Origin of the sequence: Scytonema sp. PRP1, from assembly GCF_036697665.2 — a bacterium.
GTDB classification, from domain to species: domain Bacteria; phylum Cyanobacteriota; class Cyanobacteriia; order Cyanobacteriales; family Nostocaceae; genus Kalymmatonema; species Kalymmatonema gypsitolerans.
In genome coordinates this window covers 39,355-60,319 of record NZ_JBAHYJ020000087.1, presented here as the reverse complement: position 1 = coordinate 60,319, position 20,965 = coordinate 39,355, and the positions used below count along the sequence as shown (strand labels likewise).

Here is a 20,965-nt window from a genome sequence, read left to right as displayed (position 1 = left end):
AGTTATTAGTCATAAGTCATAGACAAATGATCTATGCACCCACAAGTTCGCTTGCTTTGGGGTGAGACGCTAGTCTTTGATTAGTCAGTCAATTGGTAGATAAAAGTATAACTGTTTACAGTATTTTGTAATAATTTTTCGCTAAATAAATTGGTAAAATAAAATAAAAAAGTATATAAAAATACCTTTTTTTGTGGCAGTTTCCACTCAAGTTGAATACAATCATCGTTTAAAGGCACAAAAAGTCACTAAGCAACCAAAGGAAACTCAACCAAAGTTGCCAACTATTGACTTCAAAGCCGAATACAGGGGGGGATTGAGTAAATGGAGAGAAGAATGGTAGATAAAGAAAATTTTCTCTATCCTCGTGGTCGCTACTACGGTCAAGTGAAGCCAGAAAACTTAGTTTTCAATGCTAACTTACAGGAATTTGCCCAAAGAATAAGTTACATTTGTAACTTAGAAACATCAGGGAAAATACCACCGGATCAAGCCTATGAGCAAATCAAGGAGCTTTGGAAAAACTTAAAACGCTCAAAACAAGAACTGGGAATCGGTGAAAACCCTTTCCAGACTGACGATGGAAAAAGTGAATAAATAAAAGTGAATAAATTATGAATCATTAATAGCGGGAGCCTTCCAGTTTCATAATTTTTTGATTACTTTGTCAGCCTACTGTAGACACCATCCCAAGAATCACTGGGAGCCTGATTAAGATAATGATGAGCGCGTTCTAAGTAGATAGCAACGGCTTGGTCTTTGGGTTGAATTTTTTTGGCGGCTTCAAAGCAGGCAATAGCACAGTGGAAATTGCGCGACAAATAAGCAGTACGTCCATTCTGGTAATAAAACAAAAATTCCTGAATGTTGGCATCTAAGGGAGTACGGCGATCGCCTATCAACTCATAGATACTAACTGCTTGATGTTTTCCTTTAACTCTAATTCTGTCTAACTCACGTACCCAAATCAGGTCACTGCACAACTCGTACGTAAATTCACTTAAAATGATATCACAACCATATTCCTTAGTGACTCCTTCTAGGCGGGAACTCAAATTCACGCTATCTCCGATAACGGTGTAATCCATCCGTTTTTGTGAACCAATATTGCCGGAAACCACTTCTCCGGAACTAATGCCAATACCAACATGGATTTGTGGCTGTTCCAGGATAATTCGCCGCTGATTAAATTCTGCTAATCGTTGTCGCATTTCCAACGCCGATTGTACTGCCCGCCAAGCATGATTATCGGTCAACGGCAGCGGCGCACCAAATACTGCCATTAAGGCATCACCAATAAACTTATCCAGGGTGCCTTCGTGGTTAAAAACAGCTTCGACCATTGTTTCAAAATACTGATTCAGCAAGGAGACCACTTCGGCAGCACCGAGATTTTCTGTCAATGTGGTGTAACCTCTGATATCAGAAAACAAGATAGTCACGTCTTTGCGTTCACCCACCATCAAAGCATCTTCCCCTAGTGCCATGACTTGTTCTGCGACGCGGGGAGTCAGGTAGCGGTACATGGTGGTTTTCATGCGTTTTTCCTGACTGATATCTTCCAATACCACCAAACCGCCCCGTACGCCTCCTTCTGGGTTAGTCAAGGGGTTGACAGTCAGATTGATACTGCGTTCGATTTTCTCGACACTACTTGCATCAAGGAACGTCAACCGAGGTGAAATAGGGAGATTCCAGGGAATGAAAAAATTTGGGTTGGTGCGATCGCGTATTGCCAGAATATAAAGTTTTGATTCTTGAGGAGTTAACCGTGTGGACATATCCCCCAACTTGAAAGCACTGCCGTTATTCAGTCCTGAGTTTTTCGTTTCACTCACCATTTGGCACTCAGCACTCGGTACTAATACCAGTCCTACCGTCAAACTTTGCTCTGGAACATAATGTTTTGCCCCAGTTTTTAAACTATCTTGGAGACGGAATTGGAGATTGTCAATTGGCACAACTTCCCACACGAAACGACCAATCAAGTTTTGTTCCCAAAGATGCTTGTTGTTCTTAGGGTTTGCTTCTTCCAAGGGACAACCCAAGAGCTGCAACGCTGCATCATTAATAGTAACAATTTTACCTTCCATATCCGTAGAGATTACGGCATCCGAAAGACTTTGGAGAATATCTTTTTGATACTGTTTTTCTAATAATACATTTTCAAACAAGCGGGCATTTTCTAGAGCAATTCCTGCCTGGATATTAAAAGCCCGCATAAATTCTTCATCAGAGGCGGTAAAACTACCTTGATGCTTATTAATTAACTGCGTCACGCCAATCAATTCATTGGCGGAATTAAACACTGGCAAACACAGGATATTACGAGTGACATATCTCGTCTTCTGGTCTGTCGTGGGGTCAAAACGCGGATCTTTATAAGCATCGGCAATATTCAGCGCTTCACCAGTGGACGCTACATATCCTGCAATGCCTTTGTTATCCGGCATACGGATTTCCATCATCGTTTTATCATCCGCAGTTGCCACTTTAGTCCACAGTTCCCCCATTTCTTTACGATATAAAAATAGAGTGCTGCGGTCTGCTTGCATGAGAATCCGGGCTTGCTCCATGACGATTTGCAAAGTGGCTTCTAAATCCAAACTTTGCCCCAAAGTCTGAGTCGCGCGTAAAAGAGCAGTTGCGCCTCGTTGATTGCGAGCTGCAACATAGAAAGACTGGCAACTTTCCAAAATAATGCCGATAGAAGAGGCAAAGTCTCGAAAGTGCGCTTCATCTTCGTGATTAAAGGGAATACCTCCAGCTTTATTTGCCAGTTGCACCACTGCGACAACCTGGTTTTTGCTGCTCAAAACTGGCATACAGAGTATATTACGAAACTTGTAGCCCATTTGTTTTTCCAGTTCTGGGCTAAAGAGGGGGTGAGTAGAGGTATCAGATATGTTCAAATATTGAGCTGTACTGGCAACATGACCAGGTATACCAACGGTAATCGGAGTACGAATTTCTATAGCTTTTTGTGTGTTATCTTGGGGAACTTTTGACCAAAGCTGACCTTTGTCATGGTCAACTAAAAAAATCGTGGTTTGCTCTGCCTGGAGAATTTGACCAATTTTGAGTGTAATTGCCTCCAGTACCTTCTCCAACATAGTTTCTAGAGCTTCATTGTTAATCAGTTCAATGGCCCTGAGAAATTGCTGAAATTCGGCTGTGATAAAGTCGAGCAAGCAAACAAATTCGTTAACAGAAAGGTCTTTGACACGACGCAGTAACGAGTGAGTGCGATTAACTTGAGTCAGTTCAGTTAATGTAGCCAGGACGCTACCAGCATTTAGGAGGGACATGGGGATTTAGAATTTTAGATTTTAGATTTTAGATTGAGGAATGGGGAATGGGGTATGCCCTATTCCCTATTCCCTGATCATGCTTATGCCGCCCTTGGCAATTGAGAATAAATAACCCTTTGATAGTAGGTTTCTAGCTGGCGTGTAGCAGCAGCCCATCCCCAACGTTCTGCTTCCCGACGCGCGTTTTGACGGATAGTTTCTCGTTCTTGTTGCTGTTGCAAAAGACGAACAGTCGCTCTTATAGCGCTTTGAACATCTGCTTGGGGCTCAAAAAGATATCCATTCACCCCGTCTGTCACAATATCCGGAATGCCGCCAGAACGCGCTGCAACTACCGGACACCCACCTGCCATAGCTTCTAGTAGAACTAATCCTAGTGTCTCCGTCCGAGAAGGAAAAATAAACGCATCAGCACTTGCAAAGGCAGAGGCTAATTCTGTACCGCCAAGATACCCAACAAAGTGAGTATTTGTTCCAGCAAAGTGTTTTTCCAGCGCTTGGCGGTGGGGACCATCTCCCACTAACGCCAGCCGTGCTGAGGGTATAGCTTCTAAAATTGGTTTGATGCGCTCAATTTCTTTTTCGGCAGAAAGACGCCCGATGTACAGTAATAAGTGGCTCTCGGGATGATTTTGGGACAAGCGCGATCGCATTTCAAGACTTGCAAAGTCAGGATGAAACGATTCCGTATCCACCCCTCTTTGCCACAAATCTACCCTTTCAATACCGTGTGCTATCAATTCCTGCATCATTGCTGTGGAGGTACACAGATTTAAAGCTGCTTGATTGTGACCTGCCTTTAGTAGTTCCCACAATAACCCTTCCAGCATTCCTAAACCGTAATGCTGAAGATACTGAGGCAGGTGTGTATGATAAGATGCAACCAAGGGAACATTCAGGGTTTTGCTATAAAATATACCAGCTACCCCCAAGACAGCTGGGTTCACGACGTGAATAATATCTGGCTTAAACTCCTCCAGAGTATCACCAATTGCTGGACGAGGTAGTGCCATTTTTAACTCTGGATACAGTGGCAGGGGAAAACCCGAGACACCATATACTTTAGCTCCTTTGTATTCAGTAATGCCACCATCTGGGGCAATTACCAGGACTTGGTTAGCATTGCGCTGAAGATGGTCAATAGTATGACGTAGGCGTGTTACAATGCCATCAACCTTAGGCAAAAAGGTTTCGGTAAATAGGGCGATCCGCATAAAAAAATAGTCAGTACCACCGAAATTTGTAATATAAAATAAAGGCAAAAATCAATGTGTAGACGCCAGGTACACTTTGCTTTGGTCACAGGGAACCTCTGCAAAACAGCTTTCCGTAGGGTAGTATAAAATTATCAAGTGAAGAATCGCGTATTTCACTGTTGATTCTTCTCATTCATCATTTTAAAAACACTGGTCGTCATACTGCGCGAGAATATGACGACCAGATTTAGACAACCGATTAACCAACACTCTTGCTAGGCTAATACGAACGCAGGCAACTGGTATTCGTCGTTTATGTACCCTAAAAAAGCGCTTTGCGGTTTGCGACCAGCCATGACGCAGAACTTATCTTTTTCGGGTCAAGCTTAGAAAAAAGAGCCAGCCGTTAGAGCAACTTTATCTCATAGCCGTGTGAGTGAACTAGTCAATAAAGGAAGGCTGGCTCATTTTTTGACCCAATGCGACGAAACCCTGAAATGGTAAGAACCTGCCATTTTGAAATGGATCAGCCCAAAGGCATGCTATCTCCACTTTCCACCATGTCCAACACAACTGATACTGAATTTGAATTACAACAGTTGTGAGTTGTTTGTTTGTGATCAGCCGCATTCAAAATTTACCTAATTTCTCCGCCAAGAGACTTTAGGCAAGATTTGATTTTGATCAACTCGATGCTGGTACTTAATAGCAAAGTTCAACAAAGAATCGAGAAGCGAATCAGAAAGATAATGGGGCTGCAAGCCAAGATCTAGCAGTCTAGTGTTTTTGGCGTTGAAGTAATGTTCTTCTGTCTCAACTCTGGGATTATCTAAATGATTGATTTCCACATTCAGTCCCATTGCGTTACCCGCTTTTTTCACCATCAGCGCCAAGTCGCCGACGCTAAATTGTTCGGTAAACTGGTTGAACACGCGGAATTCACCAGGTTGGGCTGGGTTAGCTACAGCTAGTTCAATACATCGCACGGTATCTCGAATATCCAAAAATCCCCGAGTTTGTCCGCCTTTACCGTAAACAGTCAAGGGGTGACTAATGGCTGCTTGAATACAGAAACGGTTCAGCGCCGTTCCAAACACGCCATCGTAATCAAGGCGGTTAATCAACAGCTCGTCCATCCCTGTTTCTTCGGTTAAAACACCGTAAACAACACCCTGATTTAAGTCTGTTGCCCTTAATCCCCAAATTCGGCAAGCAAAGTGGATATTGTGGCTGTCATGGACTTTGCTGAGATGATACATTGAACCGGGCTGCTTGGGATAAGGTAGGGTATCTTTACGCCCGTTGTGTTCTATGGTGATGTACCCTTCTTCAATATCAATGTTGGGCGTGCCGTATTCACCCATTGTCCCCAGTTTGACCAAGTGACAGTTGGGAAAATCTTCCCGCATCGCATACAACAAATTTAACGTACCAACTACGTTGTTCACTTGGGTGAGAACTGCGTGTTCGCGGTCAATCATCGAAAAAGGTGCTGAACGCTGTTCGCCAAAATGCACAAGTGCTTCTGGCTCAAATTTTTGCAGCACCTTCTTCAGGAACTCGTAATTAGTAATGTCGCCAACAAAAAGGTCGATTGATTTACCTGTCAAATCGTGCCAGCGCTGTATGCGTTGCTGAATGGGCGTAATTGGGGTAAGAGTTTGCACTCCCAACTCATTATCCCAGTGCCGCCGCACTAAACTATCTAAAATACCAACTTCATAACCGCGATTTGAAAGGTAAAGTGCGGTTGCCCAACCGCAATATCCATCTCCACCAATAACCAGGACTTTCATTTTGACCAGTTTTTACTCGCTGATAGCTAAATCTAGCAGGTTTGTGTCACCTCTCAACTATCTTTAGATGGGGGAATAAGCAAGCGGGGGAAATAAAAATGCTCTTTATCTCCCCTTGTCTTGTTTCACTCAGGACTTATGACCGAGGAGTGCGATAGTGCTGAGCAATCTCGTAAAACAAGAAGTTAACTTGGGTCTACGATTTGCCGATTTTCAGTTTTGAGCCAAAACTTTGGCTTATGACAGAGTTGAATTAAGAAATGTAACAATATTGCCGTCAAAACATTTTGCTGTCTTGACAAGCAAAAGGGAAGCCGATATCGTAAGATACATACCCGGGTAAGACCGTTAAAGAGTAATATGCAAGCTAAGCAAAAGGTAACACTGTATCTGTCGCCAGAACTGCACAGGAAGTTGAAGGTTCGTTCAGCAATTGACTCCGAACCGATGTCAGAACTTGCTCAACGCGCCTTAGATTTCTATTTGGCAAACTCAGAGTTAGTAGAAGAAGTAGAAGCATCATCATATGGAAGGACGCACAGAGTTCACTCCTGTCCAACTTGTGAAAGTTCATTAGTGCTACGCGATGGGGAATTGGTCACATTGGGTAAGCAGCCAGGAGTGGTAGCTCAAAAAGAGCGTTTTGCCATTGATGATATGGAAAGAGATGAAACTAATCAGAAGGGTAAGGAAGAGTTAGTTCCTTGCTAAATAGGAATTATGAATTTTAAATTCATAATAATAGCCTCATCTCTATTAAAAAAAGCGATGTCTGTACTGTCTGTAAAGGTCTCAAGTAGGTCGATTGTATGAAAGAAGAGCTCAACATCCTCATTCAAGCTCAATACCCTCTAATCTACCTTGTGACCTCCGAGGAAGAGCGGGCTGAGCAGGCAATTTTTACAATCGCTCAATCCTCAAAGCCGCAGCGAAGGGTCTATGTGTGGACAGTAACGCACGGCATCGTGGAGTATGGTCAACCCCGGAATGTCACCCAACACAATACCGTTTCTCCAGAGGCGGCAATTGAATGGATCATCCGGCAGAGAGAACCAGGTATATTTATTCTTAAAGATTTACATCCATTTATTGATGCGCCAGCGACAACAAGATCATTACGTGATGCGATCGCTGGGTTTAAAGGCACTCAGAAAAACATTATCTTGATGTCGCCTATGCAGCAAGTTCCCATTGAACTGGAAAAGGAAGTTGTCGTTCTCGATTTTCCGCTTCCAGACATGGGTGAATTAAATAAAGTTTTAACGAGCCATATAGAACAAAACCGTGGGCGACGGCTAGCAACAGAAGCGCGTGAAAAGCTTCTTAGAGCGGCGTTAGGATTGACTAAAGATGAATCTGAAAAAGTCTACCGTAAGGCACAGGTAACTAAGGGGCGTCTGACGGAAGATGAAGTAGATATCATTTTATCTGAGAAAAAGCAGCTTATTCGGCGTAATGGTATATTAGAATACATAGAAGAAGACGCAACGATTGATGCTGTCGGTGGCTTGGATGAATTAAAGAAGTGGCTAAAACAACGTTCTAACGCCTTTACAGAAAGAGCGCGCGAATACGGTTTGCCTCAACCGAAAGGAATGCTGATCTTGGGAGTTCCAGGATGTGGTAAATCTTTAATTGCCAAAACGACCTCTAGGCTATGGAGTTTGCCACTACTCCGGTTAGATATGGGGCGAGTGTACGATGGCTCTATGGTGGGTCGTTCGGAAGCCAACTTGCGTAATGCTCTAAAAACAGCAGAATCGATTTCCCCAGCAATTTTGTTTATCGATGAATTAGATAAATCATTTGCTGGTACGACAGGCTCTTCTGACTCAGATGGTGGTACTTCCAGCAGGATTTTCGGATCTTTCCTCACCTGGATGCAAGAGAAAAAATCCCCAGTATTTGTTATGGCGACTGCTAACCGAGTTGAGCGCCTCCCGGGTGAGTTCTTGAGGAAGGGTCGGTTTGATGAGATTTTCTTTGTCGATCTCCCCACACCTGAAGAACGCCAGCATATTTTCAATATACACCTCTCCAGCCGTCGGGAAGACATCTCGCGATTTGACTTAGAACAGCTATCTAAGATGTCTGATGGATTTTCGGGAGCAGAAATTGAACAAGCGATTGTTGCGGCAATGTACGAAGCTTTTGCCCAAGATCGGGAGTTCACACAATTAGATATTATTGCGGCACTTAAAGCCACGCTACCGCTGTCTCGTACGATGCAAGAACAGGTCACAGCTCTTCGAGACTGGGCTAGACAGCGAGCAAGACCAGCCGCATCCTCCGTTGCTGAATATCAGCGAATGGAGTTCTAAAAGCTTTCTCCTGCTACCACAGGGGGAAAGGCTAGCGTCAAAAGCTAGCAGTTATGAAAAAACCGCGTCTTGGTAAACGCGGCTTCGCTTAAAACAAACCGTTGTCTTTTTCTCTACTTTCTCTTTGGAGGAAACCCAAATGTCTCACTTTAGCACTCTGCGTACCAAAATCACCGATGCAGAAATCCTCAAGGCTTCCCTGCGCGACTTGGGCATCACTGTAAAGACCGAAGCTGATGTTCGTGGCTACAACGGTCAACGTGTTCGTTCCGACATCGTTGCAGTTTTGGAAGGCGAATATGACCTCGGTTGGTCTCGCAACAGCGACGGTTCCTTCGATCTGATTGCAGACCTGTGGGGCGTTGCTAAGAAGCACAATCAAACCGAATTGATCAACTCGATCAACCAGAAGTATGCCGTTAACAAGACCCTGGCAGAAGTGAAGCAGCGCGGTCTACAAAATGCCAACGTTAAGTTGGTATTGCAATAGTCATTTCTCTGCGCGTTCCCAAAGCTGCACGGGTTAACCAGGTCTATAGCGGTTAACCCGCTTTTTTTACCGGACTGAGTTTGCGCTCAGTCCGTTAATCTTTTTTTCCTTTTATGAATTTACCATAATAGAGACGCATTTTTCTTAACAAACTTTTTTTCCAAGTAGGGAGTAGGGAGTCGAATTCCCGATTCCCTACTCCCGAGAACCTTGAGCTAAGCCTTGGCGACAGGAAACTGCACTTCCGTTACATATGACTCGTTGTCCTGTTCATTTCCACCAATAATATAAACCTCGCGGTTAGAACCGATTATTTTATATCCATTCGTTTCAATCCAAGCTGGTAAGGCAGCATAGGCTTGGTTAATCGTGTTGTAACTGCCGTGATGAACTACAGTTGCCATTTTTTCTACACCCGGTAATTCATAAATCAACACGCGGTCAGTACTGGATACCTCACCCTCAAATGAGATCACAGCTTCGCCATCCACATCAGACTGTTTGTATCCAGGATCGTGCCATATCGCGCCGCAATAATCACCTTCTTTCACTCCGTGTTGCTTGAAATACTCTAATAACTCATCGTATAGTCGTCCTATACAGGGATAATTTGGTAACGTTTCCCTGATCGCTGCAACTTTTATCGGCTCCACGGTTTTAAGTACAACTTCGTAATTAGGCATAGTATCCTCCTGTTCAATTTGCTTAAGTCTTGCTTCCACACGTAATAGCCGCGCCTGTTGTTCCTCAACTAACCTGTGAAGTTCCGCTTACTTGAAAAGTCGCAACATCCCACCAATTTCTGCCTATGGCAATTTCTATCTAGCAACTTGGCAATTTGCTCGAGAGAAAAGCCCAAGTCTTTAAACGCCAAAATCCGATTGAGTTGAGGTAACCGGTTAGCCAAATAGTACCCATACCCAGTAAAGTGGTCTACATGAGATGGTTTAAAGCAGTCCCAGTTGGTCGTAAAGGCGCAGTGCTTTTACCGTTACATGGCTGAGTTTGGAAAAGTCGCCAATTTTTAGCATTACTTGACCTCTCGCCTTGCTGGAGTTATGAGTGATGAGTTATTATTCTTAGTTCTCAAATGCTGATTCCTAACTCTTGCTACCAGTACACACCCTCCTGTAAGGGCAAAGTCAAGGGCGGTATCAGGGAATTTTTCATGTGAGCAAATGAATTAGTTACATGGGATGCTAGTTGATTAATTAGTTTTTACGTGCTGATGTCTGTTATTTCTTCTGTATCTGTAACTGTTCCAGCGACAACTGCCAATTTAGGACCAGGTTTTGATTGTATTGGTGCGGCTTTAACGCTGTACAACGAGTTCGGCTCCTCGCCTCAACACGGGGAAATGGAAATTACTGTCTCGGGTGCGGAAGCTGAACGAGTTGTGACTGATGAAAGTAATTTGCTCTATCAAGCGTTTGTGAAGTTTTATCAACACATAGAGCAGACACCGCCACCGGTACAAATCGATATTAATCTTGGTGTTCCACTGGCGCGGGGTTTGGGGAGTTCGGCGACAGCAATAGTCGGTGGGTTGGTTGGTGCCAATTTGTTGGCGGGGAACCTTTGAGTCAGTTGCAAGTCATGGAGTTGGCGATCGCTCTGGAAGGACATCCAGATAATGTCGTGCCGGCTTTGTTGGGGGGATGTCGTTTGGCGGCGACGGGGGTAGAAAATGAACCGCCAAGGCTCCAAGAACGCCAAGAGTGGGAAATTTGTGAGGTTCCTTGGAGTGAGGATGTTGTGCCGGTGGTGGCAATTCCGGATTTTGAGCTTTCAACGAAGGAGGCGCGGCGGGTTTTGCCAACTGAGGTGAGTCGTGCGGATGCGATTTTTAATACGGCACATCTGGGGTTGTTGTTGCGAGGTTTGGAAACTGGTACGGGTGATTGGTTGAGGGCTGCTTTGCAAGATAGGTTACATCAGCCTTATCGGAAAGCATTGATTCGAGGTTATGATGCTCTGCATTCTGCTGCTGTTGCTGCTGGCGCTTATGGCATGGTCATTAGTGGTGCAGGTCCAACGCTGTTGGCTTTGACGAATAAGGCTGATTCTCAAGCTGTGGCGGCGGCGATGGTAGCTGCTTGGATGGAGGAGGGAATTAAGGCAGAGGTGCGATCGCTTTCTGTTGATACTCAAGGGGCAAAAGCAATTCAAAATTCAAAATTATAAATTCAAAATTATTTTTTTGAATTTTTCTACATCTGTTTTTTGGGAACTTGCAACACTAATATATGTCTTTGAGGTTTGTGCAATATCCTGAAACCACCTTTTATCGGTTCAAGACGATTCCGGTTCCTAAGGTTTTAGGAATTTAAAATTTTGATAGATTTGTCAACCGTATCATAAAGTTTTCATTTGTTAACTTTATCTATCTTTTGGCTTCAGTAACGATAAGTCGCATTGCCAAATATCCCTCTTAAAACAGAGCTAATATTACAATTTTTGACGGTGGCTGGAGCCACCGTTTTTTGTTGACTTAGTAAAACTTTACATTTAGAATGAATTTTGAGAGATCTTAGTAGGTATTTATTCTTATCGATTCTAAAGATTTGATTTTTTTAGAGGAATCGCCTTCACAAAAGTATGAATTCCTTAATATAATGTAATTAAAAAGAAAAACGTAAAACGATTGTCAGTGATGAACGCTATTGAGTTTCCTTGGATAACAACCATAATTCTGTTGCCGATAGTGGCTGCTATAGCCATTCCCTTAATCCCAGATAAGGAAGGCAGAACTGTTCGCTGGTACGGTTTGGGAGTTGCGCTCACGAACTTTGCGTTGATTATTTACGCCTTTTGGCAGGACTACGATTTTCACAGTTCTGCATATCAACTGGTTGAGAAATATGCTTGGGTTCCTCAGTTGGGTTTGAACTGGTCTGTTGCAGTTGATGGTTTGTCGATGCCTTTGATACTGCTGACAGGCTTGATTAACACACTTGCAATATTCGCGGCTTGGAAAGTTACCAACAAGCCGCGTTTGTTTTATGGTTTGATGCTGGTGATGTACAGCGCCCAAATTGGCGTGTTTGTCGCCCAGGATTTGTTGTTGTTCTTCCTGATGTGGGAAATTGAGTTGGTGCCAGTGTACCTGCTGATTTCGATTTGGGGAGGAGAAAAGCGCCGCTACGCAGCTACCAAATTCATTCTCTACACTGCTGCTGCATCAATATTCATCTTGGTAGCAGGCTTTGCAATGGCATTCTCTGGAGATACTGTCAGCTTCGACATGGCAACTCTGGGAATGAAGGAATATCCCAAAGCTTTTGAACTTCTGGTTTATGCTTGCTTCTTGATTGCCTTTGGTGTCAAGCTACCGATTTTCCCGCTGCACACCTGGCTACCTGATGCTCATGGTGAAGCGTCAGCACCTGGTTCGATGATTTTGGCTGGTGTGTTGTTGAAGATGGGCGGTTATGCACTCATCCGCATCAACATGGAGATGTTACCCAACGCTCATGCTTCCTTTGCTCCAGTCCTAGCAATTTTGGGTGTGGTGAACATTGTTTACGGTGCTTGCTGTGCCTTTGCTCAAACTAATCTCAAGCGTCGCTTGGCTTACTCCTCGATAGCGCACATGGGGTTTGTCTTGATTGGTATTGCTTCGTATACAGAGTTGGGGATTAGCGGTGCAATGCTCCAGATGGTTTCCCACGGTTTGATTGCTGCTAGTTTGTTCTTCCTCTCTGGAGTCACTTACGAGCGTACCCACACCTTGATGATGGACAAAATGGGTGGTATCGCAAAAGTCATGCCCAAAAGCTTTGCTTTGTTCACAGCCGGTGCAATGGCTTCTCTAGCTTTACCCGGAATGAGTGGTTTTGTCGGAGAGTTGATGGTATTCATCGGTATTGCCACAAGCGATGTCTACAGTTCTAGCTTCAAAGTCGTCGTCGTGCTGCTATCAGCTGTTGGTGTGATTCTGACTCCGATTTACTTACTGTCGATGCTGCGTGAAGTGTTCTACGGTAAGCAAAACGAAGAGTTAGTGCTAGATGCAGTGGTAGCGGATGTCAAACCCCGCGAACTGTTCATCACCGCTTGTCTGTTGCTTCCCATCATCGGAATCGGCTTGTATCCCAAATTGGCGACACAAACATACGATGTGAAGACTATGCAAGTCGCAAGTCATGCCCGTCAAGTTCTACCAATTGTCGCCCAGCAGCAACCATCAAGTTTATATTCCCGTATATTTACAGCCCCAACATTGGCTGATTCACAAGTTCCAGGTTTGGTTAATATTGCTGAGTAATATCTGTTCACAGAAGGCTGGTGCTATTAAAGAATCGTAAAAAGATAATATGGGGGTGATTCTGAAATCACCCCCTAAAATTTTTAGTACTTTTGTCACATCGGGTTCATGACTTTTGTCTCATGAAATCGCTCAGTAGAATCTTTATTATGAACACGGCATTAACATCAAGCACTCTAAACCTGACCCGAATTAGATACGGGTTAGGTTTTTTTTATAGAATCCAATATAAGACCTCAATGTTTACGGTCTTGTGGTTGTAAACTATAAAAGCCGTACCAATGACGAACCGCAAGCCAGATAGCTGAAAGCAAACCTGCCAGGCTGAGGGTGAGACCACTAAATGATACTAATAATCCAAAGACAGGTAGCACAGCGCCAGCAATTGTGCAGATGACAGCAGCTAGGGAAACACTGCGGTTTTTTGACCCCAAACCCCATGTCAATCCTAGTAAGATAAGCGAAATGAGAGTCCAAGCGAACTGAGGATTTATAAAGCGGCTGAGATAAGTTAAAGTCAGCAAACAAGCAAAAAAGATACTACCTGCAATTGCCAAATTTCTCAAGCTCATAGGTAGCGACAAATACAGTAGCAATATCCACCACAAAAATATTGTCGGTGCTAGCAATAGCAGTCGAGGAAGGACACCAGTGTGACGAATGGGGTTAGTGTAGGTATACACCCCAAATGGGTTTTTGACTGAAACATTATCATCAAATACCCAAGTAAATTGAGTCCCTTGTCTGTCATTTTTAATTTCACTGGGTACAATACCACTCGCAAAATCAGCTCCAGTGAAGTTGGCGATCGCCCTAAGGCGAAAGTTGGAAAGCAACTGCCCGTTAGAATTATAAACCCAACGCGGTCCACCTTGAGCTTTATAAGTGACTCTTAAACTCGTTTCTTCACCCGGTTGCAGTTGAAATGGAAAGCCATAGTCACCCGGATTTTTTTGTTGAAGTCTAGTACCGTTACGCTCTACTTTATAGCTTTGTAATAAAGAGTAACCAACGGGTGGCGGTGCTTCAAAGAAAAAACTATTAATATCTTTGAGTTGGTTAACAATTTTGTAGTCAGCAGTATAATCTATTTTATAAATGGCGCGACGACCTTGAACATCAGGGCTTTGGTCAATCTTGACTTGAATTTGCGACCCACTTAATGTTAGGAAGCGGCTAACCTTTTGTTTATCATTTATCTTGACTATCTTATTATTAACTTGAGTCGTGTATGTGTATGGCTCTTCAGTAACATACCGTATTTGAGGCGCTATTTGTTCTAACTTTTCACCTGCCACACTCTCGGCAACTTGAGTCACCTTTGCCTGTTCCCAATGATGGTAGCGATTGCTCAAAGTTGAACAAAGAAAAAATCCTCCCACCAGCAGAATTAACACCAAGGTTAAATGCTGTAATCCCCGCAAGAGTTGGGAGTAACTAACAGCCCATTCGCCAATCAAAATATCTTGCTGCTGTTGATTTCGACGAAGGGCAAAGCTCAACAGAGCAATTGCAACTCCCAAAGCGACAACCAGGAATACGAATAACAGTGAAGCTTTTAGTAAATGGGTTCCAAATTGGATAAGCTCGTTAGCATGCGTTAAGTCGGGCAATCCTGGGATGCCTTGGGCAGATTCAGACATTGGCAAGTTTTTGCAGAATTTGGAGATTCAGACTCAAAAAATCTACCAAAAGTTTCTTGCCAAAAATCAAACTTTATTGTCATCCAGAATTGTGCCTTCTAGATTTGCGTCATTCAAGTTGGCTTGGTTCAAGTTAGTCTCGTTCAATTGGGCGTGACTCAGATCTGCTTGGGTGAGATCTGCTTTAGCTAAGTCAGCATGAGTGAGATCTGCTTCATTCAGAGAAACTGCATTCAAGTTAGCTTCTTGTAGCTCAGCATCACGGAATTGAGCGCCAACCAACTTTGCGATCGTCAAGTCGGCTTGATTCAAATTTGCACCATCCAAAATGGCTCCTTCTAGAATTGCTCCATCTAGGATGGCTCCACTCAAATTAGCTTGGCTGAGATTTGCCTGATTTAAATTAGCTCCATTTAAGTCAGCTTCAATGAGGCTTGCTTGACTAAGATTCACTCTGCTTAAATCAGCTCCATCCAAAATGGCTCTATCTAAAATTGCTCCACTTAGGTTAGCTTCTTGCAAGTATGCTTCGCTCAGGTTTACCCCAGTAAAATCTCTTGTGCCTTTCTCGTATTGTGCCAATAGTTCATTTGCTTTCATTGCTTCCGCTCCAACAAGTTTCTACTTCTTTTGCCACCTACAATAGGGGACGTTTTGAGGGCAGAGTATCATTGTGCCCTCTAAGATGAAATTGGCTAGTTTCCGAGCGGGTTCATTGCGACTAAAAACTTTATATCTTCCCTTGGCACTTTGGCATACAGGTCCTTTCCTGGAAGAGGAAACCGAACATCAAAGTCATCTTTATCGCATTGTAAAACCATTCCTACTAGACCTTCTGGCAGATCATGATTTACGTTACGGGTCAGTCCAACTAAATCGCTCTTTTCGATGGTTGTCATAGTTCCGACCTCCATTTACTACTCTTTGAGTGGGCTGCCTTTAGATTGAATAAGCATTCTGCTAATCATGACCCATCACTTGCTCAATCCACGTCCTACCTTGGCAAGAACTTCGACGCTTGGTACCATGCCTTTGGACGTACCGAAAAAGAAAGAGTTGAACTGTCAACTACCTACACTGTACCGAAGGTCAGTGTAGGCTTGCAGGAAACTGTAAGCCTTGTTGACCAGCTTTAGTTCCTAATAGGAACTTCGTTATTTGAGTCATGACACCCTAAGATGCGTGCCAGTTTTAGGCTCTGTCGTCTGAAGTTAAACAGGCTATAGGAAAAACCAGTGCTTCAGACTCAAAAAGCTTTTATAACATTAGCGAGGCAAACGTTACCAGTCATGAGAGGCAGCAGTAATGCGAGTTTTCGTACTAGATAAAAACTTGAATCCTCTTGACCCCTGCCATCCAGCACGGGCAAGAGAATTACTACAAAAAGGGAGGGCTAAAGTATTCAAGCGTTATCCGTTTACTATTGTTTTGCAAGATAGAACCGTTGAGGAATCTACAGTCCATCCTCACCGAATCAAAATCGACCCAGGAAGCAAAACCACTGGGATTGCGGTTGTCCAAGAAGAGACTGGGCGTATCACAACCGCCTTAGAAGTCTCGCACCGAGGGCAGCAAATTAAAGATGCTCTTGAGTCTCGTAGAGCATTAAGAAGAGGTCGTCGTAACCGTAAGACCCGATACCGTAAACCTCGCTTCTTGAACAGAACTCGTAAATCAGGATGGTTACCCCCATCTCTGGAGAGTCGAGTTACTAACATTGAAACCTGGGTGAGACGGATTAGAAAAGTCTGTCCAGTTACCGCAATTTCTCAAGAGTTGGTTCGATTTGACTTACAGCAAATGCAAAACCCTGAGATTAGCGGAGTAGAGTACCAAAGAGGTGAATTATTCGGCTTTGAAGTCAAAGAGTATTTACTTCAAAAATGGGGTAGGAAATGTCCCTACTGCGGCGTTGAAAATGTTCCGTTCGAGATTGAACACATCCTTGCCAAAAGCAAAGGAGGCTCTAATCGAGTCAGCAACCTCTGCCTTAGTTGCCATTCCTGTAACCAAGCCAAAGGAAATAAACCTGTTGAGGAGTTCCTGAAAAAGAAGCCGGAAGTTCTTAAGAAAGTGCTAGCTCAAGCAAAAGCACCACTTAAAGATGCTACCGCAGTTAATGCTACTCGTTGGGAGCTTTACAGAAGACTTCAGTCAACTGGTTTACCTGTAGAGGTAGGCTCTGGAGGGCGAACTAAGTTCAACCGCAAAACTAGAGGAATTGAGAAAACTCATTGGACTGATGCTGCTTGTGTTGGGGAATCAACTCCAAGTCAATTACTGCTCAAAGGTGTTAAGCCACTGTTAGTTAAGGCTAAAGGACATGGTAGAAGACAGCGTTGCGGCACTGACCGCTACGGGTTTCCAATTCGTCATGCTCCTGCCCAAAAGTTCTTCATGGGATTTCAAACTGGGGATTTAGTAAAAGCCGAGGTTTTAGCTGGCAAGTATGCAGGGACTTACACAGGGCGAATCGCTATTCGATTCAAACCTAGTTTTAAGCTAACTACAGGAGGTAAAAGTTTTGACGTGCATGCAAAATACCTGAAAACAATTCATAGATCTGACGGATATGAATACACATTCTGAATCAAAGGATTCGCACTCCGCTCAATTTATTATTTGGCGGCAATTCCCCAGACGCTGACCTTTCAGGTACAGGCGTCCGCCCCCTTGCCGCATTCAAGGTGGGAGTTTTAAGTCTTTTGATTATCTGACTTAAACCGACCTGCAACAAACTCTCGCCTTTGTAAATGCTTGCTCTTGCGTCCACTAACACGTTCCCGCCACATCTGAAAACTGGATGCTTTCATTTCACGGCGCATCAGGTCAATAACCTGCTTTTCTTGCAAACCGAATTGTTCTTCAATTGCCTCAAATGGTGTTCGGTCTTCCCATGCCATTTCAATGATACGGTCGATAGTTTCGGAACCAAGTTCTGGTAACTTCATACGATTTTAGATTTTAGATTTGAAATTTTGAATTGACGACCCGCAGGTATTTGATAGTGAAACCCAACATACCGTAACAAAAAAATCAGGGCAACAATGGAAGATTCCAGAATTACCCTGACTTTAAAGAGTGAAGAATCAAGAGTGAACAATGAAGAAATTATTTTCTCTTTTCTCTTCTATCTTCTATCTTGTTTCTTATTTATTAAGCAAACGTTGCGGTTTTCACATCGTTATTTGCCAACAGTTCTTGCAACTCCTCGGCATCCACTGTTTCTTTTTCAACCAGTATTTGCGCGAGTTGATCGAGAATGTGGCGGTTATTTTCCAACACTTCTTTGGAGCGTTGGTAAGCTGTTTCTACCAGCTTGCGGACTTCTTCATCAATAGCAGCAGCAGTTTCTTCAGAGAAGTCGCGTTCTGCCATGATGTCTCGACCGAGGAACATATTGCCTTGCTGACGACCGAGAGCAACAGGACCTAAGCGATCGCTCATTCCAAAGCGTGTTACCATCTGACGAGCGACACGAGCAACTTGTTGCAAGTCTTGAGCTGCACCAGTGGTCACTTCTTCTTCACCAAAGATGAGTTCTTCAGCGAGACGACCACCTAAGGCAACTGCCATCTGGTTTTCCAGATAAGCACGGCTGTACAAGCCAGTGTCCATCCGGTCTTCACTGGGGGTAAACCAAGTTAAACCACCAGCTCTACCGCGAGGAATAATGCTAATCTTCTGCACTGGGTCGTAGTCTGGCATCAGCGCACCAACAAGAGCGTGACCTGCTTCGTGGTATGCTACAAGAGTTTTGCGCTTTTCGCTCATCACTCGGTCTTTCTTCTCTGGACCTGCTAGCACGCGATCGATGGCGTCGTTAATTTCATCCATCGAAATTTCGGTTAAATTCCGACGTGCAGCCAGAATTGCAGCTTCATTGAGCAGGTTGGAAAGGTCTGCACCAGTGAACCCAGGGGTACGACGGGCAATTCTATCCAAGTCCACATCTTTTGCCAAGGTCTTTCCACGGGCGTGAACTTTGAGAATTTCCCCACGTCCGGCATAATCTGGGCGATCCACAACGACTTGACGGTCGAAACGACCAGGACGCAACAATGCTGCATCCAGAACGTCGGGACGGTTGGTGGCGGCAATAATGATAATGCCTGTGTTGCCTTCAAAGCCGTCCATTTCTGTGAGCAACTGGTTGAGGGTTTGTTCCCGCTCATCGTTACCACCCCCTAAACCTGCACCCCGCTGACGACCTACGGCGTCAATTTCATCGATGAAGACGATGCAGGGAGCATTTGTCTTTGCTTGCTCGAACAAATCGCGGACGCGGGATGCACCCACACCGACGAACATTTCTACAAACTCAGAACCAGAGATAGAGAAGAAGGGGACACCAGCCTCGCCTGCTACTGCACGAGCAAGCAGAGTTTTACCTGTTCCTGGAGGACCAACGAGCAGCACGCCTTTGGGAATTTTTGCTCCAACAGCTGTGAAGCGATCGGCATTTTTCAGAAAGTCTACGACTTCGTTGAGTTCTAGCTTTGCTTGGTCAATACCAGCGACATCGTTAAATGTCACTTGGGTTTGTGGCTCCATTTGGACTCTAGCTCTGGATTTGCCAAAGTTCATTGCTTGGCTACCAGGACCATTTTGAGCGCGGCGTAGCAAGAAGAATAAGCCAACCAGAAGCAATACAGGGAAAAATAAGCTACTTAGTGCCTTAAACCAAAATCCTTCATCGGTTTGCGGCAAAACACTAATATCTACGCCATGTTGGGTGAGAGTGTTGATCAGGTCAGGGTCGTTGACCAAAGTCACGAGCTTCTTACTGCCGTCGCCTGGCGTCACAAGAGCTGTAGACCGATCTGCACTTAAACTGACTTTTGCGACTCTGCCATTTTCAACTTCTTGAATAAACTGACTGTACCGCCATGTATCTCTACTTTGTGGTTGTTTGTCAAAAAACGCTGTCCCCAGCGCAATGACAACAATAAACAGCAGTGCGTACAGCCCCGCATTTCTCCATCGTTTGTTATTCACCCAGGTCAATCCTCCTAGATCTCTTGTGCTTTCCCGTAGCGTCTCTGTAAAGAGAGGGCTTTTTAAGAATTATGTTAACTTATCTTAACGTATACCAAATTTTGCACCTACAATGCTATAAAAAACATCCGCAGTTGTTGAAAACAGGGATGGTGGGGATTACATTCTAGCTTTCCTGTAGGCTGTATAACGGTATGAATCGGGACGGTTTCCACTACACTATTGCTGTAGGCAATTGCCTCAAATCCTTTGACTAGCTCTGGTGTCCAAGGTTCCTCTCGAACAATGTGCTGTTTCAATAGCCAGTCTCTAAGCTGTCCTCGCACGACTCCAGGCAAAATCCCTGCTGTTAAAGGCGGTGTCCACCAACTGCCATCCCGCCATCCCCAGAGGTTGCCTGTACTCGTTTCTAGCCAATTTCCCGCCGCATCGACTAATATCGCTTCTTGGGTGTTTAACTTTTGGGCGTTAGCCTTTGCCAACCATGCGCTGAGGTAGTTTCCCGTTTTATGAGCGGGTAGACAGCGAACAAATTCCGACGCAGCAAGATTTGTTAAAATACCATTTCTTTGCATTTCTGTCAAGTTGTTTTGCAGGAACCTACCCGTTATCCACTCCCGTCCATCAGGAAAGATGGTGATTCTGAGAACGGGAAAGTGTGCCATCATAACTTGTGCCCCTTGACGCAATCGCTCTTCATCTGGTAAGCGCCAATCAAAGGTTTGCAAGCTCAATTTTAGGCGATCGCAGTGGGATTGCCAGTAAGTTAACCGACTATCAAGCGAGTTATCATAAACCCGCAGCGTAGTAAAAACGGTTGCTCCATAGAGTAACCCTGGGTCGTCAATTTCTAATTCTAGAGTTTGAGACTCAATCAATTTGCCGTTGTACCAGAAAATAACCGTAACCTCACTGAGGATGGGTTAATACTAAACGCTTAAGC

General features: G+C 44.2%; 19 protein-coding genes and 1 pseudogene. 8 read left to right on the top strand and 12 right to left on the bottom strand.

Annotation, left to right across the window (positions count from 1 at the left end):
- The first annotated feature begins 336 nt into the window (after positions 1-336).
- The gene (locus V5G28_RS22195; RefSeq protein WP_332987583.1) at positions 337-597 is read left to right on the top strand and encodes a DUF7219 family protein; all 261 of its coding nucleotides are present in this window, start codon (positions 337-339) and stop codon (positions 595-597) included.
- 62 nt (positions 598-659) lie between these two features.
- On the opposite strand, the gene V5G28_RS22190 is transcribed toward V5G28_RS22195, so the two are convergent.
- The 3 genes from V5G28_RS22190 to V5G28_RS22180 all read right to left on the bottom strand — a co-directional run bounded on the left by V5G28_RS22190 (position 660) and on the right by V5G28_RS22180 (position 6,303).
- Positions 660-3,308, bottom strand: a complete 2,649-nt coding sequence (locus V5G28_RS22190; protein WP_332987581.1) for a GAF domain-containing protein — start codon at positions 3,306-3,308, stop codon at positions 660-662.
- 83 nt (positions 3,309-3,391) lie between these two features.
- Entirely contained in the window at positions 3,392-4,525 is a 1,134-nt protein-coding gene (locus V5G28_RS22185) for a glycosyltransferase family 4 protein (RefSeq protein ID WP_332987779.1), read from the bottom strand.
- Positions 4,526-5,148: 623 nt separating this feature from the next.
- Positions 5,149-6,303, bottom strand: coding sequence for an NAD-dependent epimerase/dehydratase family protein (locus tag V5G28_RS22180; RefSeq protein WP_332987580.1), 1,155 nt, complete (start codon positions 6,301-6,303; stop codon positions 5,149-5,151).
- A gap of 360 nt (positions 6,304-6,663) precedes the next feature.
- Here V5G28_RS22180 and V5G28_RS22175 point away from each other — a divergent pair, with 360 nt between their 5' ends.
- From V5G28_RS22175 to V5G28_RS22165, 3 genes are all read left to right on the top strand, one after another.
- Entirely contained in the window at positions 6,664-7,014 is a 351-nt protein-coding gene (locus V5G28_RS22175; RefSeq protein ID WP_096566986.1) for a hypothetical protein, read from the top strand.
- Between the two features lie 98 nt (positions 7,015-7,112).
- Positions 7,113-8,624: a stress-responsive protein Ycf46 gene (gene ycf46, locus V5G28_RS22170; protein WP_041036125.1), complete on the top strand. Its 1,512-nt coding sequence runs from the start codon at positions 7,113-7,115 to the stop codon at positions 8,622-8,624.
- Positions 8,625-8,763: 139 nt separating this feature from the next.
- Entirely contained in the window at positions 8,764-9,114 is a 351-nt protein-coding gene (locus V5G28_RS22165) for a DUF1257 domain-containing protein (protein ID WP_015113818.1), read from the top strand.
- Positions 9,115-9,329: 215 nt separating this feature from the next.
- On the opposite strand, the gene V5G28_RS22160 is transcribed toward V5G28_RS22165, so the two are convergent.
- From V5G28_RS22160 to V5G28_RS22155, 3 genes are all read right to left on the bottom strand, one after another.
- A complete protein-coding gene (locus V5G28_RS22160) occupies positions 9,330-9,797 on the bottom strand; it encodes a GyrI-like domain-containing protein (protein WP_332987573.1) in 468 nt (155 codons plus the stop codon).
- Between the two features lie 68 nt (positions 9,798-9,865).
- Complete coding sequence (locus tag V5G28_RS36825) at positions 9,866-10,021, bottom strand: hypothetical protein (RefSeq protein WP_442994282.1); 156 nt, start codon at positions 10,019-10,021, stop codon at positions 9,866-9,868.
- Positions 10,022-10,061: 40 nt separating this feature from the next.
- The gene (locus V5G28_RS22155; protein ID WP_336231293.1) at positions 10,062-10,145 is read right to left on the bottom strand and encodes a MerR family DNA-binding transcriptional regulator; all 84 of its coding nucleotides are present in this window, start codon (positions 10,143-10,145) and stop codon (positions 10,062-10,064) included.
- Positions 10,146-10,342: 197 nt separating this feature from the next.
- On the opposite strand from V5G28_RS22155, the pseudogene thrB reads away from it, so the two are divergent.
- Together thrB and V5G28_RS22145 are read left to right on the top strand one after the other, a co-directional pair.
- A pseudogene (thrB, locus tag V5G28_RS22150) lies at positions 10,343-11,298 on the top strand (homoserine kinase).
- Between the two features lie 469 nt (positions 11,299-11,767).
- A complete protein-coding gene (locus V5G28_RS22145) occupies positions 11,768-13,381 on the top strand; it encodes an NAD(P)H-quinone oxidoreductase subunit 4 (protein ID WP_096566980.1) in 1,614 nt (537 codons plus the stop codon).
- A gap of 236 nt (positions 13,382-13,617) precedes the next feature.
- Here V5G28_RS22145 and V5G28_RS22140 read toward each other — a convergent pair whose 3' ends face one another.
- The 3 genes from V5G28_RS22140 to V5G28_RS22130 form a co-directional block, all read right to left on the bottom strand.
- Positions 13,618-15,024 carry a hypothetical protein gene (locus V5G28_RS22140; protein ID WP_332987570.1) on the bottom strand — a complete coding sequence of 469 codons (1,407 nt, stop codon included), beginning with the start codon at positions 15,022-15,024 and terminating at the stop codon, positions 13,618-13,620.
- A gap of 66 nt (positions 15,025-15,090) precedes the next feature.
- Entirely contained in the window at positions 15,091-15,624 is a 534-nt protein-coding gene (locus tag V5G28_RS22135; RefSeq protein WP_332987568.1) for a pentapeptide repeat-containing protein, read from the bottom strand.
- Between the two features lie 95 nt (positions 15,625-15,719).
- Complete coding sequence (locus V5G28_RS22130) at positions 15,720-15,923, bottom strand: hypothetical protein (protein WP_332987566.1); 204 nt, start codon at positions 15,921-15,923, stop codon at positions 15,720-15,722.
- A 45-nt stretch (positions 15,924-15,968) separates the two neighbouring features.
- Here V5G28_RS22130 and V5G28_RS22125 point away from each other — a divergent pair, with 45 nt between their 5' ends.
- On the top strand, positions 15,969-16,160 hold the full coding sequence (locus tag V5G28_RS22125; RefSeq protein ID WP_332987565.1) for a hypothetical protein: 192 nt from the start codon (positions 15,969-15,971) through the stop codon (positions 16,158-16,160).
- A gap of 169 nt (positions 16,161-16,329) precedes the next feature.
- A complete protein-coding gene (gene iscB / locus V5G28_RS22120; protein WP_332987563.1) occupies positions 16,330-17,613 on the top strand; it encodes an RNA-guided endonuclease IscB in 1,284 nt (427 codons plus the stop codon).
- A gap of 107 nt (positions 17,614-17,720) precedes the next feature.
- Here the strand turns inward: iscB and V5G28_RS22115 are convergent, their stop codons facing one another.
- From V5G28_RS22115 to V5G28_RS22105, 3 genes are all read right to left on the bottom strand, one after another.
- Positions 17,721-17,975 carry a TIGR03643 family protein gene (locus V5G28_RS22115; protein ID WP_073636530.1) on the bottom strand — a complete coding sequence of 85 codons (255 nt, stop codon included), beginning with the start codon at positions 17,973-17,975 and terminating at the stop codon, positions 17,721-17,723.
- A gap of 205 nt (positions 17,976-18,180) precedes the next feature.
- Positions 18,181-20,022, bottom strand: coding sequence for an ATP-dependent zinc metalloprotease FtsH3 (ftsH3, locus tag V5G28_RS22110; protein ID WP_096566969.1), 1,842 nt, complete (start codon positions 20,020-20,022; stop codon positions 18,181-18,183).
- Between the two features lie 107 nt (positions 20,023-20,129).
- Complete coding sequence (locus V5G28_RS22105; protein WP_332987778.1) at positions 20,130-20,921, bottom strand: aminotransferase class IV; 792 nt, start codon at positions 20,919-20,921, stop codon at positions 20,130-20,132.
- Between the last annotated feature and the right edge of the window lie 44 nt (positions 20,922-20,965).